Below are 15,632 nucleotides of genomic sequence, written 5' to 3'. Positions count from 1 at the left end.
ACAGTCACCGATACCACCGCGGCCCGACGCTCGACCACATGTTGCCCGGGTACTGCCTGAAAACTGCCCAACAGACCCCATTGATCACCAACGTCGCCCACTAAAGCATGACTCGTAGCCGCCGTGCGAGAACTATCCGTAGAGCACTGCCCGCACGCGACTTGGGCGGATTTCGGGCTTTCCGGTCCGCTGATCCCGCGGTCCGGCGAGTACGGACCGCCTACGAGCATGGGGGGACCGCGTGGTCGACCTGCCCCGCCGCCGAACCGGACGACACCATAGTGACCGCAGCACCGCCCGCCGCCGCGTCCACGGCGGCCAGGGCAGGCTGCTGCACCGGATATTCACCGCCGGGCTGATCACCCTGCTCGCGGTGACCGCCCAACCCGCCGCCGCGACCGCCGCACCCGGTGCCGGCCCGGCCGACGGGTCGGCCACCGCGCCGATCAGCGCCGAGCTCGCCGCCGAACTGGACCGCGACGGCACCATCGACTTCATGGTCTACCTGCGCGACCGCGCCGACCTGTCCGGTGCGGCCGACGCCGCCAGCGCCGGGCTGCCGACCGGTGACCGGCGCGCCGACGCCCGGGCCGAGGCCGTACACCACGAGCTGACCACCACCGCCCGGCGCAGCCAGCAGAGCCTGCGCAAACTGCTCGACGGGCGGAAGGCTGACTACACTGCGTACTGGATCGCCAACGCGGTCCGGGTCACCGGCGACCGGGACCTGGCCGACCGGATCGCCGCCCTGCCCGAGGTGCAGCAGCTCGAACCAGCTCGCAGCTACCCGCTGCTCACCCCGGAACCAGCCGAACCGGTGCCGCCGGTCGGCGACGACGCCGGCACCACCGCCGTCGAGTGGAACATCGACGACGTCCGGGCGCCACAGGTCTGGTCCGAATTCGGCACCAGCGGCGACGGAATCGTCGTGGCCACCATCGACAGCGGCGTCGAGTTCGACCACCCGGCCCTGGCCGCCAGCTACCGGGGAGCCGGCGCCGGCGGCTACGACCACGACTACAACTGGTTCGACCCGACCGGCATCTGCCCGACCGGGACCCCCTGTGACAACAACGGTCACGGCACCCACGTCACCGGCACCATGACCGGCGACGACGGCGGCGACAACCAGACCGGGGTGGCACCCGGTGCCCGCTGGATCGCCGCCAAGGGCTGCGAGGTCACCAACTGCTCCGACGCGTCGCTGCTGGCCGCCGGCCAGTGGGTGCTCGCCCCGACCGACACCTCGGGCGCGAACCCCCGGCCGGAGCTGCGCCCCGACGTGGTCAACAACTCGTGGGGCGGCGGACAGGCCGACCCGTGGTACCGGCAGACCGTCGACGCCTGGATCGCCGCCGGCATCTTCCCGGCCTTCGCCATCGGCAATGAGGGACCGGGCTGCGGCACCGCCAGCTCCCCCGGCGACTACCCGCAGGCGTACGCAACCGGCAACTACGACGTCAACCACCGGATCGCCGCCCGGTCCAGCCGGGGCGCCTCGTTGGTCGACGGATCGGTCAAGCCGAACATCGCCGCGCCCGGCACCGCGGTCCGCTCCAGCATCCCCGGTGGCGGGTACGCGGCGTACAGCGGCACCTCGATGGCCTCCCCGCACGTCGCCGCCACAGTCGCGCTGGCCTGGTCGGCGGCACCGACCCTGCACGGCGACATCGCCGCCACCCGGGCCCTGCTGGACGGCACCGCGATCGACACCGACGACACCAGCTGCGGCGGGACCGCAGCCAACAACAACAACTTCGGTGAGGGTCGGCTCGACGCGTACGCCGCCGTCGAGGCCGCCCCGCGCGGACCCGCCGGCCGGGTGACCGGCGTGGTCACCGGCGACGGCGACCCGCTGCCCGGGGCCACCGTCGCCGCCGGCGACCGCAGCGTCACCACCGGCACCGACGGCGGCTACTCGCTGACCCTGCCGACCGGTGAGTACACCGTCACCGCCAGCGCGTTCGGCTACCAGCCGGACAGCGCCACGGTCACGGTCGCCGAGGACGGCACCGTCGAGCAGGACTTCGACCTGGCCGCCACCACCCTGGTCACGCTCAGCGGCCGGGTCACCGACGCGGCCGGCCACGGCTGGCCGCTCTACGCCCGGGTCGAGGTCGACGGACGGCCGGAGACCGTCACCTACACCGACCCGGCGTCCGGCCGCTACACGCTGACCGTGCCCGGCGGCACCGCCGTGACGCTGGTCGCCACGGCGACGCTCGCCGGATACCAGCCGACCCGGGTGGAGGTGCCGGCCGGCGACACCGACCGGACCGTGCACCTGGCGGTGCCGGTCACCGCCGAGTGCGTGACCCCCGGGTACGTGGCCAGCTTCGGCGACCCGCTGCTCGCCGAGAGCTTCCCGACCGCCGACACCCCGGACGGCTGGTCGGTGGTCAACCGCACCGACGGCGGCGGTTGGGAGTTCTCCGACATCGGCTCGCGGGGCAACCTGACCGGCGGTGACGGCGGCTTCGCCAACATCGACAGTGACGCGCTCGGCGTCGGTGAGGTCCAGGACACCGACCTGGTCACCCCGATGCTGGACCTGTCCGGCGCGGACGCGCCCTACCTGCGGTTCGCCAGCGACTGGCGGGCGGTGGGGCTCAGCGACAGCGCCGAGATCGGTGTCTCGGTCGACGGCGGCGCCAGCTGGACCAACGTCTGGCGGTACACCACCAGCCGACGCGGGCCGCGCACCGAGGAGATCCCGCTGACCTCGGTGGCCGGTGCCGACGAAGTGCTGATCCGGTTCCACTTCCAGGGCAGCTACGCCTGGTGGTGGCAGGTCGACGACGTCGAGGTGGTCGACCGCAGCTGCACTCCGCTGCCCGGTGGCCTGCTGGTCGGCAACACCACCGACCACAACACCGGGGCCGCGCTGAACGGCGTCACGGTGACCAGCGCCACCGACCCGACGGTACGGGCGGTCTCCGCCGCCACGCCGGACGACCCGGCCCTGCCCGACGGCTTCTACCAGCTCTTCTCTCCACTGGTCGGCGAGCAGGAGTTCACCGCGACGCGAGCGCCGTACCAGGTGCGGAGCCGGACGGTGACGGTGGTCGCCGACCGGGCCCGCCGGGCCGACTTCTCGGTCAAGGCCGGCCGGTTGGCGATCAGCCCGACCAGCCCGGTCGTGTCCCACCAGCCGTACGGCAGCACCCGCAAGGCCAAGGTGACGGTGACCAACACCGGCAGCGCGCCGGCCGAAGTCGAGATGCTGACCGGCGACGGTGGGTTCAGCCTGCTGGCCGGCGACGGTGCCCCGCTGGCCGAACACAAGGTCAAGGGAATCAGCAAGGCCTGGCAGGGTCCGGCGTACGGCGCCCCGGCCGGTGCCGCGCCGACCCGGATCACCGCCGCGACGGAGGCGGCCGGAGCCGCGGCCGGGACGGCCGCCGATGCCTGGACGCGGGCCCCGGACCACCCGACGGCGGTCTTCGACAACGCGGCCGCCACGCTCGACGGCAAGGTCTACTCGGTCGGCGGGGGCAGCACCACCGGCACCGAGCGGGACGCCTGGGTCTACGACCCGGTCACCGACGTCTGGAGCGCCCTGCCCGACCTGCCGACGGCCCGCAGCAAGCCGGTGCTCGCCGCGGCCGGCGGCAAGCTGTACCTGTTCGGCGGATGGGGTGCCGGTGGGACTCCGGTGGCGAGCGTCGACGTGTTCGACCCGGCGACCGGGACGTGGGCCACGCTGTCCGGGGTGACCAGCCCCGCGCCGCGGGCCGCGGCCGGGTCCGCCGTCATCGGCGGCACGATCTACCTGATCGGCGGCTGCACCGACGGCACCTGCACCGACTCGCGTACGGTGCTGGCGTTCGACACCGGCACCGGCACGTTCCGGTCCCGGGCCGACTATCCGGTTGCCGCGTCCTGGTTGGCCTGTGGCGGGATTGGTGAGCTGGCGTACTGCGCCGGCGGCGCCGGCGCCGTCGAGTACCGGTCGACGTACGCCTACGACCCGGCCACCGACGCCTGGAGCCCGTTGCCGGACCTGCCGTTGGACCTGTGGGGCGGGCAGTACGCGGCGGCCGGTGGCCTGCTGGTGATCGCCGGCGGGGTGACCGGGGCGTCCACCACGGTGACGAACCGTACGGTCGGCTTCGACCCGGCCGCCGGGGTCTGGCGTGACCTGCCGAACACCGAGTTCGCCCGGTACCGGGGCGCCGGTGCCTGCGGGGCGTACAAGGTCGGCGGATCGCCGAGCTCGTTCGTCGGTTCGGCGCAGGTGGAGGTGCTCGCCGGGCTGGAGCTGTGCGACGCCGCGGCCGACCTGCCGTGGCTGGTCACCGACCCTGGCAGCTTCACCCTTGCCCCTGGTGCCTCCCGGACGGTCACCGTCACGCTGGCGGCGACCGCCGAGGCCGGCGTGGACCAGCCCGGCCGGTACGCGGCGACCCTCGGGTTGCGGTCCGACACCCCGTACCCGGTCGGCCAGGTGGACGTGCAGATGAACGTCTCGCCGCCGGCGTCCTGGGCGAAGGTGCAGGGCACCGTCACCGGGGTCAGCTGCGCCGGGGTCGAGGTCGGAGTAGCCGGGGCGACGATCCGGCTGAACTCGCTGACCGATCCGGGCACCGGCTACACGCTGCGCACCGGTGCCGATGGCGGGTACGCGTACTGGCTGCCACGCGGACAGTACGAGATCATCACCGCGAAGGACGGCTGGGTGCCGCAGGCCCGGCAGGAACGGCTGCCGGCCGGGATCGTCACCACGGTCGACAGCGTGCTCGAACCGGTCGATCCCTGCCCGGCCCGCCTCGGCGGGATCTGACCCGGGTGACCGGGTCGACCGACGGCGTGTCTGACCGATGGTGAGAACGGGTGCCGGGCCAGCCCAGCTCTGGCCCGGCACCCGCCGGCGGTCAACCCGGAATCGTCACGGGTTGACCGGGCATCGCACCCAGTCCCGGCCCTTCACATACGACCACGAGCAGGTGTGCACGGCGTGGCCCTTGCGGTTCCGCAGGAATGCCTTGTCACCTTCGACATCCCACACGAAACCAGCCGTGTTCCAGTACACGGTCCGTGCGGTGTCGTCGCCGGCACCGGAACGCAGCCATACCCGGCCGCCTTTTCCAGGAATGACGACGTCGCCGAACCGGTAAGTCCGGCCATTCTTGTTGTGCACCGTGTAGCCCCGCAGGTTGACCGCTTCCTTACCCCGGTTGACCAGTTGCAGCCATTCCCGGTTGGCGAACGTCCCACTGCCGTCGTTGACGCCGTTCGGGTGGTACTGGACGCTGTGCACCCGCAGGCTGGGTGCAGCACTCGCAGGTGCGGCGATGGTCATCGAGGTGACCAGCCCGAGCATCGCCGCAGTCAGGACACCGACAGTCTTTCGCATGATTCCCCCATGGGATGAGCAATTTTCGCAGGCATCGGAAGAACCGAAACCCGATTCGCCGTACGCCCGCTACCGCCACGAAGAATTGTGGGTGACGGGACGCCCAATTCACCAGAGAGTGACGTCATCAAGTCAGTTCGTACTGTGGCACCGTCCCGTCGGGCGCTGGTGCCTTGTCGGTGTGGCCACCGGCCGGAGCGACCAGGGTGACGCCGTCGGTCGGCCGTTTCCGCTGTCCACAGGGCGACAGCGGGAACCGGCGACGGGTGATCCGCCGCCAATGTCGGTCACGAAGCCGACAGGCCGCCGCCCCGGGAAAACTCCGGGGCGGCGGCCTGTCGTCGGGTCGGGCCGGGCGTCAGCTGCCGACGGTCACCGAGACCTCGTTGACTCCCTGGGCGGCGGTCACCGGGGTGTCGCCGTTGCCGTGCCGGGACAGGGCCCGCAGGGTCCAGCTGCCCGGTGCGGCGAAGAACCGGAACTGGCCGGCCGGCGAGGTGACCACCTCGGCGGTGAACTCGCCGGTGGCGTCCAGCAGCCGCACGTACGCGCCGGCCACGGCCTCGCCGCCGGCCGACCGCACGGTCCCGGTGATCACGGTCTCCTTGGCCAGGTCGACGCTGGCCGGCAGCGGTGCCGCCTGGTCCGGGGCGGCGCAGCCCGCCGCGGTCGGGGCATTCGGTGTGGTCGCAGCGGTCATCGTCACGCCTTTCCGGGCTCGTCGCCGAGCACAACCGGCACGCCGATCAGCGAGCCGTACTCGGTCCAGGACCCGTCGTAGTTCTTCACGTTGGAGTGCCCGAGCAGCTCCTTGAGCACGAACCAGGTGTGCGAGGAACGCTCGCCGATCCGGCAGTACGCGATGGTGTCCTTGCCGTCCTCGAGGCCGGCCTCGGCGTACAGGGCGCGCAGCTCGTCGTCGGACTTGAAGGTGCCGTCCTCGTTGGCCGCCTTGGACCACGGCACGTTGACCGCGGTCGGAATGTGCCCGGCCCGCTGCGCCTGCTCCTGCGGCAGGTGGGCGGGGGCGAGCAGCCGGCCGGCGAACTCGTCGGGCGAGCGGACGTCGACCAGGTTCTGGGTGCCGATCGCGGCCACCACCTCGTCACGGAATGCCCGGATGGAGCTGTCCGGCTCCTGGGCGACGTACTGGGTGGCCGGGCGGGCGACCACCTCGGTGGTCATCGGGCGGGCGTCCAGCTCCCACTTCTTGCGGCCGCCGTCGAGCAGCTTGACGTCGCGGTGGCCGTACAGCTTGAAGTACCAGTACGCGTACGCCGCGAACCAGTTGTTGTTGCCGCCGTAGAGGACCACGACGTCGTCGTTGCCGATGCCCCGCTCGGACAGCAGCGCCTCGAACTGCGACTTGTTGATGAAGTCGCGGCGTACCGGGTCCTGCAGGTCGGTCTTCCAGTCGATCTTGACCGCGCCGGCGATGTGCCCACCGTCGTACGCGGAGGTGTCCTCGTCGACCTCGACGAAGACGACGCCCGGGGCGTCGAGGTTCTTCTCGGCCCAGTCGGCCGAAACGAGTGCGGTGTCGCGACTCATCAGATCACTCCCTGGTTGGTCTCCCCCTGGCCCGGCGGGCCGCCGGTGTGGAGGAAGCGGATCGGTGGCGAGTCCACGCCGCAGGTGTCGCACCTGTGCGGGACCCTGGAGGACGGATCACGGACGTGCGACGGCGCCGCTGCCGGGCGATGGTGAGAATTCTTCGGCGCTGGTCACCGACCACAGAAAGGGTCGACGACAGCCCGCCGGGTCAGCCCGCCGTCAGAGGACCGGGCGACACAGGCAGGTGGCCACACGGCACAGGTCGACCGCGCGCCGCTTAGTGAGGAACTTCCCCATGGGGCCGAAGCTTACCAGCCTGTTTCCGGACGGTCACCGATCCGACCACGCAATGGGACATCCGGGCGCTGAGACCTGCGCCACCCTGCAGCCGGGTCCGCCACGCCGGTCCGCAACGCCGGTCCGCCGGAGATGGTCAGCCGAGTGCGCTCAGCGGCACGTCGGTGGCGGTGGCGGTGACGGCCAGGCCGGCCGGGGTCACGGCCACCTCCTGCAGGTCGAGCTGGAACGGCAGGGCGGGCAGCGGCACCGCGATGGACAATTGCTGGGCGTAGGCCTCAACGAACCCGCGGGCCGCCTCGTCGCCGGGCAGCCCTTCGGCGGCGAGTTCGTCGAAGCGCAGCAGCACCTCGCCCGGAGCGACCTCCAGGTCCGCGGTGCCGGTCAGGGTGACCTGCTGACCGAGGATGTCCACCGGGGCGGTGACGCCGAGCCGTCCATCCTGTTCGGACAACTCCACGCCGGGCTGGTCGATCAGCTGCACGATGCTGTCGTAGGAGACCGTGGCGGTCCCCTGCACGGTCTCCGCGATGACCTCACCCTGGCCGGTGCGCAGCGTCTCCAACGGCGCCTGTACGCCCCGCGCGTCGACGTCGAGGGTGGGCAGCCGCACGCTGTTGCCGTTGACCGCCGCCGACACGTCGCGCAGCACGATCGAGACTGACTGGTAGCGGCCGGTCGCGACCTGGCTGAGGAACGGGAACCCGCCGATCGAGACCTCCGGCTCGGAGGACTCGATGTTCTGACCGGCCACCTGCTGGCGGATCTGGTCGGCGACCGCCCGTTCGGCGTACGCGACGGCGACCCGGTCGGCGACGACCAGGACCAGCGCCAGGACGAGCAGCAGCACGGCGACGACGGTCAGTAGCCGGCGGGCTCGTCGGCCTGGTTGCCGCTGGGAACGCGACCGGTGGACCGGTTCCTCCTGGTACGCCGGATAGGTCGACACGGTGCCTCCTCGGCTGCGGACGGATGCGCCGTACCGTATCTACCCAACCTGAGTACGGCTCATCCGGCACCGGCCCGACCGGTCAGGTACCTCACCTGACCGACCCGGTGACCTGACCGACCCGGTGACTCAGTTGAAGATCAGCACACCGAGGGCGTAGGACAGCGGCGCGGCGAGGGCGAACCCGCCGAGCGGACCCTGCATGTGCCGGGCCACCCACATCGTCGGCGGATCCCCGGCCATCTGCCGGCTGGCCTCGGCGTAGCCGGTGGCGAGGTCGACCAGGACCGCCGCACTGGCGGCGACCAGGCCGACCAGGGCCGCAGTGACCGGGGTGAAGCCGACCACGTAGATGCCGAGCACTGCGCTGGCCAGCGTGCCCACCATGGCACCGAGCACCACGCCGGTGGCGCCCCGGGGCACCTGCGGGGCGAGCCGCGGCCGGGACACCACCGCGTCGGTGAGCCGGGCGGTCATCAGCGCGATGCCGGTGCCGGCCAGCGCCACCACGATGGTCTGGGTGCCACCGAGCTGCAGCCGGCTGAGCACGATCAGCGTGGCGAAGGCGACCACTCCGACGACGATCTGCAACGTGGCGCCGAGCGACTCGGTGACCCTGGTGCGGTCGGCCGGCCGGATCAGCTGGGCGAGGACCGCGACGACGAAGCCGCCTGCCGCCGCGTACCCGACCGGGGCCAGCGAGGCGACGGTCGGCAGCAACGCTCCGATGTCGGCGACGGCCGCGGCCAGCAGGCCCACCCCGCCGATGACCGGCATCGCCGGTGGCCGGATCGCCAACGTCCAGGAGATCACGAAGAGCAGTTGTACGCCGAAGACGACGATGGTGAACGGGGTCCGGGCCAGCCCTGGCCCGGCGGTCTGCCCACCGAAGATCAGCCCCAGGGCCAGCAGCACGGAGAACCCGGCCACGGTGAGCGAGATGGTCCGGCTGACCGGCACCGGCGCCGACGTGGACCGGCTGCTGACGGTTTCCTGCTCCCCGGTGCGGTCCGGCCGGTCCGCCGGCCGGCTGTCCGCCGCGCCCGACGGGCCGGTGGCCTCGCCACCCACAGCGGCCGCACCACCGGGAGCGGGCGCGTGACCCGGGGCCGGACCCGGACCCGGGGCAGGGCCGGGAGCGGGCGCCCGACCCGGCACCGGCGCGGCGGCTCGACCGGGACCGGGCGCGGGTACCCGGCCCGGGGCCGGTGCTCGACCCGGCACCGGTGGGCCGGGCTCCGGCGGCCCTGGGACGACGGCGCGACCGGGGCCGCCCCGCATGCCGCCGGGCCGCCCGCCGGGCGGTGGCCCGGGCGGTGACTCCCGGCTACCGTCAGGCCACTGTCCGCGACCGGTCTCGGATGGCGTGGAGGGATGCACGCCCTGATGGTGCCAGACGCGGCGGGTGGCCCGCTGGCGACGGCGCGGGGCGCTATGGCCGACTGCACAGATGAACAGCTCACCGCCCCGCTGTTTCCGGCACCTAATCGGTTAAGCTCATGGCTTAACCACCCGTCAGCGAAGCCGGGGTTCGACGCCACTGTCTGCGGTGACGGCCACGTGGCCGGCGTCCGCGGTCACCACGCGCGGCCAGGACAGGCCGCGAGGACGGAGGTGATGTGTGGAAATCCTGCTGCTGGTAACGGCCCGTGCGGGCGAGCCGTCGGCCGTACTGCCCGCACTCGACCTGCTCCCCCACTCGGTGCGGACCGCGCCCCGCGATGTCCGCACCCTGGTTTCCGGGCCGAGCCCGGACGCGGTCCTGGTCGACGCCCGGTCGGAGCTGTCCGAGGCCCGTGCGACCTGCCGGATGCTGCATGCCACTGGTCTGGGCGTCCCGCTGGTCGCGGTGGTCACCGAGGCCGGTCTGATCGCGCTGAACGCCGACTGGGGCGTCGACGACGTCATCCTGGCCAGCGCCGGCCCGGCCGAGGTGGAGGCGCGGCTGCGGTTGGCGGTAGGTCGGCTGACCAACGCCACGTCAGGCGCGGGCGGGCTGATCCGGGCCGGCGAGCTGACCATCGACCCGGACACCTACGCCGCCAAGCTCAAGGGCCGCCCGCTCGACCTGACCTACAAGGAGTTCGAGCTGCTCAAGTTCCTCGCCCAGCACCCGGGGCGGGTCTTCACCCGCGACCAGCTGCTGCGCGAGGTCTGGGGCTACGACTACTTCGGCGGTACGCGTACGGTCGACGTGCACGTGCGGCGGCTGCGGGCCAAGCTCGGCTCGGAGTACGAGTCGATGATCGGCACGGTCCGCCAGGTCGGCTACAAGTTCGTGGTGCCGCCGAGCCGCTCGTCGCTGCCGGACACCGAGCCCGCACCGCTGCCGGTCTAGCGGATTCCGCCACCTCACGGTGGCGCAACGCCGAAACATCAGCTGAGGCGCCATCCGGATCTGTCCGGACGGCGCCTCAGATTTTCGTCCGAATAGACCGTCTATATCGGTTATTCACCGTTTCATCTAAATCAGCCAGCTGCAACCTCCTAGCGTCGGGCCGACGACCGAACCGACGGCGGGAGGGCTGCAGTGACGGTGCTGGCGGGTCTACGCGGGCTGACCGTCGCCGCCGTGGCCGTGACGGCCGTCCTGACCGGCGCGTACCTTCTCGGTTCCAGCAGTGCACCGGCCGACCGGGCCGACCCCGACCCCACGCCCGCGCCGGCACCGGGCCCGACCCGCAGCGGACCCGACCCCGACCTGGTGCCACCACCGGCCCGGTCCACGGCGTCGCCGCCGTCACCCACCGGGGCACCGGACCCGGACCGTTCGGCGGCCCGGCTGCCGGCGTACGCCCCACTTGCCCCCGACCGCAGCGGACCGCACGGCACCCGGCAGACCAGCGGCAGCGCCGCGGTCGCCCTCACCTTCGACGACGGCCCGCACCCGGTGCACACCCAGCAGACCCTCGACGTGCTCCGCCAGTTCGGGGTGAAGGCGACCTTCTGCCTGGTCGGCCGGAACGTGGTCGCCCATCCGGAGCTGGTCCGGGCCATTGCCGCAGACGGGCACACCCTGTGCAACCACTCGTGGAGCCATGACTTCGGCCTCGGCAGCTACCCGCCGGCCGCGATCCGCACCGATCTGACCCGGACCTCCGAGGCGATCCGGGCCGCCGCCCCCGGCCACCCGGTCTCCTACTACCGCCAACCCGGTGGCTTTTGGACTCCCGCTGTGGTCGAGGTGGCGCGGGAACTGGGCATGACCTCGATCCACTGGACCATCGACCCGGCCGACTACTTCCAGCCCGGTGCGGGCAGCATCACCGCGACGGTGACCGCGCAGGCCGTACCCGGGTCGGTCGTACTGCTGCACGATGCCGGCGGCAACCGGTCCGGCACGGTGCTGGCACTGCGTACGATCCTGCCGAACCTGCGGCAACGTTTCCTGGTCGACGCGCTGCCGCCGATGGCCGAACCGGCCGACCAGCGCAGCCGCCGGCTGCACCTGCGCACCGGCCAGATCTGACCGCGACGATCCGCCGCGACGGGCGGACCGGACGGGAGATACGGTGGGGCACGTGGCTGAGTCGGCGACCCAAGCGAGCATGACCGTCGTTCGGTTCGACCAGCTCGACCCTGCCCAGGTCGACCGGGTGCTGAAGCTGGCGGCGGTCGCCGCCGACACCGACGGTGCCGACCCGCTGCCGGAGCAGGTCGTCATCGGACTGCGGGAGGCGGCCTCCGCCCGGCACCTCACGCTCGCCGACCCGGCCGGCGAGACCATCGGCTACGCGCATCTCGACCCGACCGATCCGGCCGGCCCGGTCGCCGAGCTGGTGGTCCACCCGGCACACCGGCGACGCGGGTACGGTCGTCGACTGCTCGCCGGGCTGCTCGACGCCGCCGGTCCGACGGCCGCATTGCGCGTCTGGGCGCACGGCGACCACCCGTCGGCCGCAGCCCTCGCCCTCGACCACGACTTCGTCCGCGACCGGGTGCTGTTGCAGCTGCGCCGCAAGCTGACCGACCCGCTGCCCGAGCCGCTGCCCGAGCCGGCCCTGCCAGCCGGGGTACGGATGAGGTCATTCGTACCGGGTCAGGACGACGCCGCCTGGGTGGCGCTCAACGCGAAGGCGTTCGCCGACCACCCCGAGCAGGGCCGCTGGGAGCTGCCGCAACTGCATGCCCGGATCACGCAGCCGTGGTTCGACCCAGCCGGTTTCCTGCTCGCCGAGGATCCGACCGGCCGGCTGCTCGGCTTCCACTGGACCAAGGTGCACGCCGACGCGGCGGTCGGCGAGGTCTACGTACTCGGGGTCGATCCGACCGCCCACGGCGGCGGTCTCGGCCGCGCGCTCACCCTCGCCGGGCTGCGGCATCTGGCCGCCGCCGGGCTGCACCGGGCGATGCTCTACGTCGACGAGTCGAACACCGCCGCGGTACGGCTCTACACCCGGCTCGGCTTCCTGCGCTGGTCGGCCGACGTGAGCTACCGCCGGCGCTGACCGGCCGGCCTCGGCCGACCGGCACCGGCCGGCCGGTCGGTGCCGGCACCGACCGCGGTCAGCCGAACCGGCCGGTGATGTAGTCCTCGGTCGCCTTGACCTTCGGGTTGCTGAAGATCCGCTGCGTGTCGTCCATCTCGATCAGCTTGCCGGGGTGGCCGGTGCCGGCGATGTTGAAAAAGCCGGTCCGGTCGCTGACCCGGGCCGCCTGCTGCATGTTGTGCGTGACGATGACGATGGTGAACTCGGTCTTCAGCTGGTGCATCAGGTCCTCGATGGCGAGGGTGGAGATCGGGTCCAGCGCGGAGCACGGCTCGTCCATCAGCAGCACCGCCGGCTTGACGGCGATTGCCCGGGCGATGCACAGCCGCTGCTGCTGCCCGCCGGAGAGGCTGGAGCCGGGCCGGCCCAGCCGGTCCTTGACCTCCTCCCACAGGTTGGCGCCGCGCAGCGTCTGCTCGACCAGTTCGTCGAGGTCGGCCTTGCGCATCCGACCGCCGTTGAGCTTCACCCCGGCCGCCACGTTGTCGTAGATCGACATCGTCGGGAACGGGTTGGGACGCTGGAACACCATGCCGACCTGCCGCCGTACCGCGACCGGGTCGACGCCGATGCCGTACAGGTCGTCGCCGTCCATGGCGACCTTGCCGGTCACCCGTCCACCGGGCACCACTTCGTGCATCCGATTCAGCGAGCGGAGGAAGGTCGACTTGCCGCAGCCGGACGGGCCGATCAACGCCGTCACGGAACGCGGCTCGATGGTCATGTCGACCTGCTCCACGGCCTTGAAGTTGCCGTAGAAGATGTCGAGGTCGGAGACTTCGATGCGCTTGGCCACTTGAGGGGTCCTTTCCGCGGTCAGCGGCTGGTCGGCAGGGAGAAGAAGCGGGAGATCAGCCGGGCCACCAGGTTGAGGCCCATGACGATGACGAACAGGGTGAGCGCCGCCGCCCACGCGCGCTCCACACCGAACTCCGGCCGGGCGCCGGGGATGCTGTACGAGTAGTAGGTGAAGATCGGCAGCGAGGACATCCGGCCGTCGAACAGGTTCCAGTTGGTTGCCGTGGTGCTGCCGGTGATGATCAGCAGCGGGGCGGTCTCGCCGATCACCCGGGCGATGGCGATGGTCACGCCGGTGGCGATGCCCGGAGCGGCGGTCCGCAGCACCACCCGTAGCACAGTGCGCCACTTCGGCACGCCGAGCGCGTACGACGCTTCGCGCAGCTCGTTCGGCACCAGCTTGAGCATCTCCTCGACCGAACGGACCACCACCGGCACCATCAGCACCGACAGGGCGACGGCACCGCCGAGGCCGAACCGGATGCTCGGGCCGAAGAAGATCGCGAAGAAGGCGAACGCGAACAGACCTGCCACGATGGACGGGATACCGGTCATCACGTCGACCAGCAGGGTGACCCACCGGGCCAGCCGGCCCTTGCCGTACTCGACCAGGTAGACGGCGCACATCACGCCGATCGGGACCGAGATCAGGGTGGCCGCGCCGGTGATCATCAGGGTGCCGACGATGGCGTGCAGCGCCCCGCCGCCTTCACCCAGCACGCCCCGCATGTCGCTGCTGAGGAAGGTCCCGTCGAACCGGTGGATGCCGTTCTGGGTGACGGTGATCATCAACGACAGCAGCGGCAGCATCGCGAGGGCGAAGGCGAGGCTGACCAGTACGGTGACGAACCGGTCCTTGGCCCGGCGGCCGCCTTCGACCTGCCAGGAGACCGCCGGCAGGGCCACCATGACGAGCAGTACGCCGATGGCCAACGAGAGCGGGATGGCCAGCCCGAGGCTGAGGCCGCCGACCAGGCCTACCGACAGGCTGCCGCTGACCACCGCCCACGGTGCCCACTTCGGCAGTACGCCGCTGGTCAGCGTGCTGGTGACGGGTGCCCGGGGCGGGGTGATGGTGGTCATGCGTTCGCTCCCGAGAAGTCGCGCCGACGGGCGACGACGGCCCGGGCGGCGAAGTTGACGACGAAGGTCAGCGCGAACAGCACCAGGCCGGTGGCGATCAGCGCGTTCACCGCGAGCCCGCTGGACTCGGGGAAGTCCAACGCGATGTTGGCGGCGATGGTGCTGCTGTTGACCGAGTCGATCAGGTTGATGGTGATCACGTCGGAGGCGGAGAGCACCATCGCGACGGCCAGCGTCTCACCGAGCGCCCGGCCCAGCCCGAGCATGCTGCCGCTGATGATCCCGGACCGGCCGAACGGCAGCACGGTCATCCGGATCATCTCCCAGCGGGTGGCGCCGAGCGCCAGGGAGGCTTCCTCCTGCAGCCGGGGGGTCTGCAGGAAGACCTCCCGGTTCACCGCGGTCATGATCGGCAGGATCATCACCGCCAGCACCAGACCGGCGGTCAGCATGGTCCGGCCGGTGGCTGAGGCAGGGCCGGCGAAGAACGGGATGAAGCCGAGGTGCTCCTCCAGCCAGCGGTAGACCGGGACGATGTTCGGGGCGAGGAAGAAGATGCCCCACAGTCCGTACACGACGCTGGGCACGGCGGCCAGCAGGTCGACCAGGTAGCCCAGACCGGCGGCGATCCTGCGCGGCGCGTAGTGCGAGATGAACAGCGCGATGCCGATCGCCAGCGGGGTGGCGACCACCAGCGCGATCACCGCGGCGAGGACCGTGCCGAACAGCAGCGGGGTGACGTACGCGATGAATCCTTCGCCGCCGGGCAGCTCCTCGGGGTCGGCGACCAGGGCGGGGAGGCCCTCGTAGAGCAGGAAGGCCGCGACCGCGGCGAGGGTGACCAGGATGAGCACACCGGCGCCGACGGCGGTGCCGGAGAAGATCTGGTCACCGATCCGCTTGCCGGACCGGCCCCGGCGACGCGTCTCCGCGTCCGGCGGCTCGCCCGTTGACGTGCCGCGCGGCGAGTCGCCGCCGGGCGGCGGATCACTCGATGGGGTACCGCTCTGCGCGGTGGCGGGCTTTGTCACGGATTACGCCTCCTCAGGCCGTGTCGTGACGGGCGGTACGGGATACGCCGCAGGTCCGGACGGCCACCGGGTGA

General features: G+C 71.8%; 13 protein-coding genes and 1 pseudogene. 5 read left to right on the top strand and 9 right to left on the bottom strand.

Going from position 1 to position 15,632, the window contains the following annotated elements; genetic code table 11:
• Positions 1-328 precede the first annotated feature (328 nt).
• On the top strand, positions 329-4,783 hold the full coding sequence (locus O7553_RS00790) for a S8 family serine peptidase (protein WP_281555399.1): 4,455 nt from the start codon (positions 329-331) through the stop codon (positions 4,781-4,783).
• A gap of 105 nt (positions 4,784-4,888) precedes the next feature.
• Here O7553_RS00790 and O7553_RS00785 read toward each other — a convergent pair whose 3' ends face one another.
• From O7553_RS00785 to O7553_RS00765, 6 genes and pseudogenes are all read right to left on the bottom strand, one after another.
• Positions 4,889-5,356 carry a lamin tail domain-containing protein gene (locus O7553_RS00785; protein WP_281553003.1) on the bottom strand — a complete coding sequence of 156 codons (468 nt, stop codon included), beginning with the start codon at positions 5,354-5,356 and terminating at the stop codon, positions 4,889-4,891.
• Positions 5,357-5,714: 358 nt separating this feature from the next.
• Complete coding sequence (locus tag O7553_RS00780) at positions 5,715-6,056, bottom strand: DUF1416 domain-containing protein (protein ID WP_281553002.1); 342 nt, start codon at positions 6,054-6,056, stop codon at positions 5,715-5,717.
• A gap of 2 nt (positions 6,057-6,058) precedes the next feature.
• Positions 6,059-6,907: a sulfurtransferase gene (locus tag O7553_RS00775; protein WP_281553001.1), complete on the bottom strand. Its 849-nt coding sequence runs from the start codon at positions 6,905-6,907 to the stop codon at positions 6,059-6,061.
• Positions 6,908-7,129: 222 nt separating this feature from the next.
• Positions 7,130-7,210 (bottom strand): annotated as a pseudogene (locus O7553_RS30105) (Ms5788A family Cys-rich leader peptide); the annotation flags it as partial.
• Between the two features lie 133 nt (positions 7,211-7,343).
• On the bottom strand, positions 7,344-8,156 hold the full coding sequence (locus O7553_RS00770; protein ID WP_281553000.1) for a DUF2993 domain-containing protein: 813 nt from the start codon (positions 8,154-8,156) through the stop codon (positions 7,344-7,346).
• 129 nt (positions 8,157-8,285) lie between these two features.
• Positions 8,286-9,086 (bottom strand): hypothetical protein, encoded by an 801-nt coding sequence (locus O7553_RS00765; RefSeq protein WP_281552999.1) that lies wholly within the window; start codon positions 9,084-9,086, stop codon positions 8,286-8,288.
• Position 9,087: 1 nt separating this feature from the next.
• Here O7553_RS00765 and O7553_RS00760 point away from each other — a divergent pair, with 1 nt between their 5' ends.
• The 4 genes from O7553_RS00760 to mshD all read left to right on the top strand — a co-directional run bounded on the left by O7553_RS00760 (position 9,088) and on the right by mshD (position 12,604).
• Positions 9,088-9,258 carry a hypothetical protein gene (locus O7553_RS00760; RefSeq protein WP_281552998.1) on the top strand — a complete coding sequence of 57 codons (171 nt, stop codon included), beginning with the start codon at positions 9,088-9,090 and terminating at the stop codon, positions 9,256-9,258.
• 519 nt (positions 9,259-9,777) lie between these two features.
• Entirely contained in the window at positions 9,778-10,494 is a 717-nt protein-coding gene (locus O7553_RS00755; protein ID WP_278171736.1) for a response regulator transcription factor, read from the top strand.
• Positions 10,495-10,686: 192 nt separating this feature from the next.
• A complete protein-coding gene (locus tag O7553_RS00750; protein ID WP_281552997.1) occupies positions 10,687-11,625 on the top strand; it encodes a polysaccharide deacetylase family protein in 939 nt (312 codons plus the stop codon).
• A 79-nt stretch (positions 11,626-11,704) separates the two neighbouring features.
• Positions 11,705-12,604 carry a mycothiol synthase gene (mshD, locus tag O7553_RS00745; RefSeq protein ID WP_281552996.1) on the top strand — a complete coding sequence of 300 codons (900 nt, stop codon included), beginning with the start codon at positions 11,705-11,707 and terminating at the stop codon, positions 12,602-12,604.
• A 58-nt stretch (positions 12,605-12,662) separates the two neighbouring features.
• Here the strand turns inward: mshD and pstB are convergent, their stop codons facing one another.
• From pstB to pstC, 3 genes are read right to left on the bottom strand one after another with little or no spacing between them, the layout of a single operon-like run.
• Positions 12,663-13,442, bottom strand: a complete 780-nt coding sequence (gene pstB / locus O7553_RS00740) for a phosphate ABC transporter ATP-binding protein PstB (protein ID WP_281552995.1) — start codon at positions 13,440-13,442, stop codon at positions 12,663-12,665.
• A 20-nt stretch (positions 13,443-13,462) separates the two neighbouring features.
• Positions 13,463-14,527 (bottom strand): phosphate ABC transporter permease PstA, encoded by a 1,065-nt coding sequence (pstA, locus tag O7553_RS00735; protein WP_281552994.1) that lies wholly within the window; start codon positions 14,525-14,527, stop codon positions 13,463-13,465.
• On the bottom strand, positions 14,524-15,558 hold the full coding sequence (gene pstC, locus O7553_RS00730) for a phosphate ABC transporter permease subunit PstC (RefSeq protein ID WP_281552993.1): 1,035 nt from the start codon (positions 15,556-15,558) through the stop codon (positions 14,524-14,526). Before pstC ends, pstA begins: the two co-directional genes overlap by 4 nt.
• Positions 15,559-15,632 lie beyond the last annotated feature (74 nt).

Source organism: Solwaraspora sp. WMMA2059 (assembly GCF_027497315.1).
Taxonomy (GTDB): domain Bacteria; phylum Actinomycetota; class Actinomycetes; order Mycobacteriales; family Micromonosporaceae; genus Micromonospora_E.
Note: the sequence above shows the minus strand (reverse complement) of the source record. Positions and strands in the feature narration are given on the sequence as shown.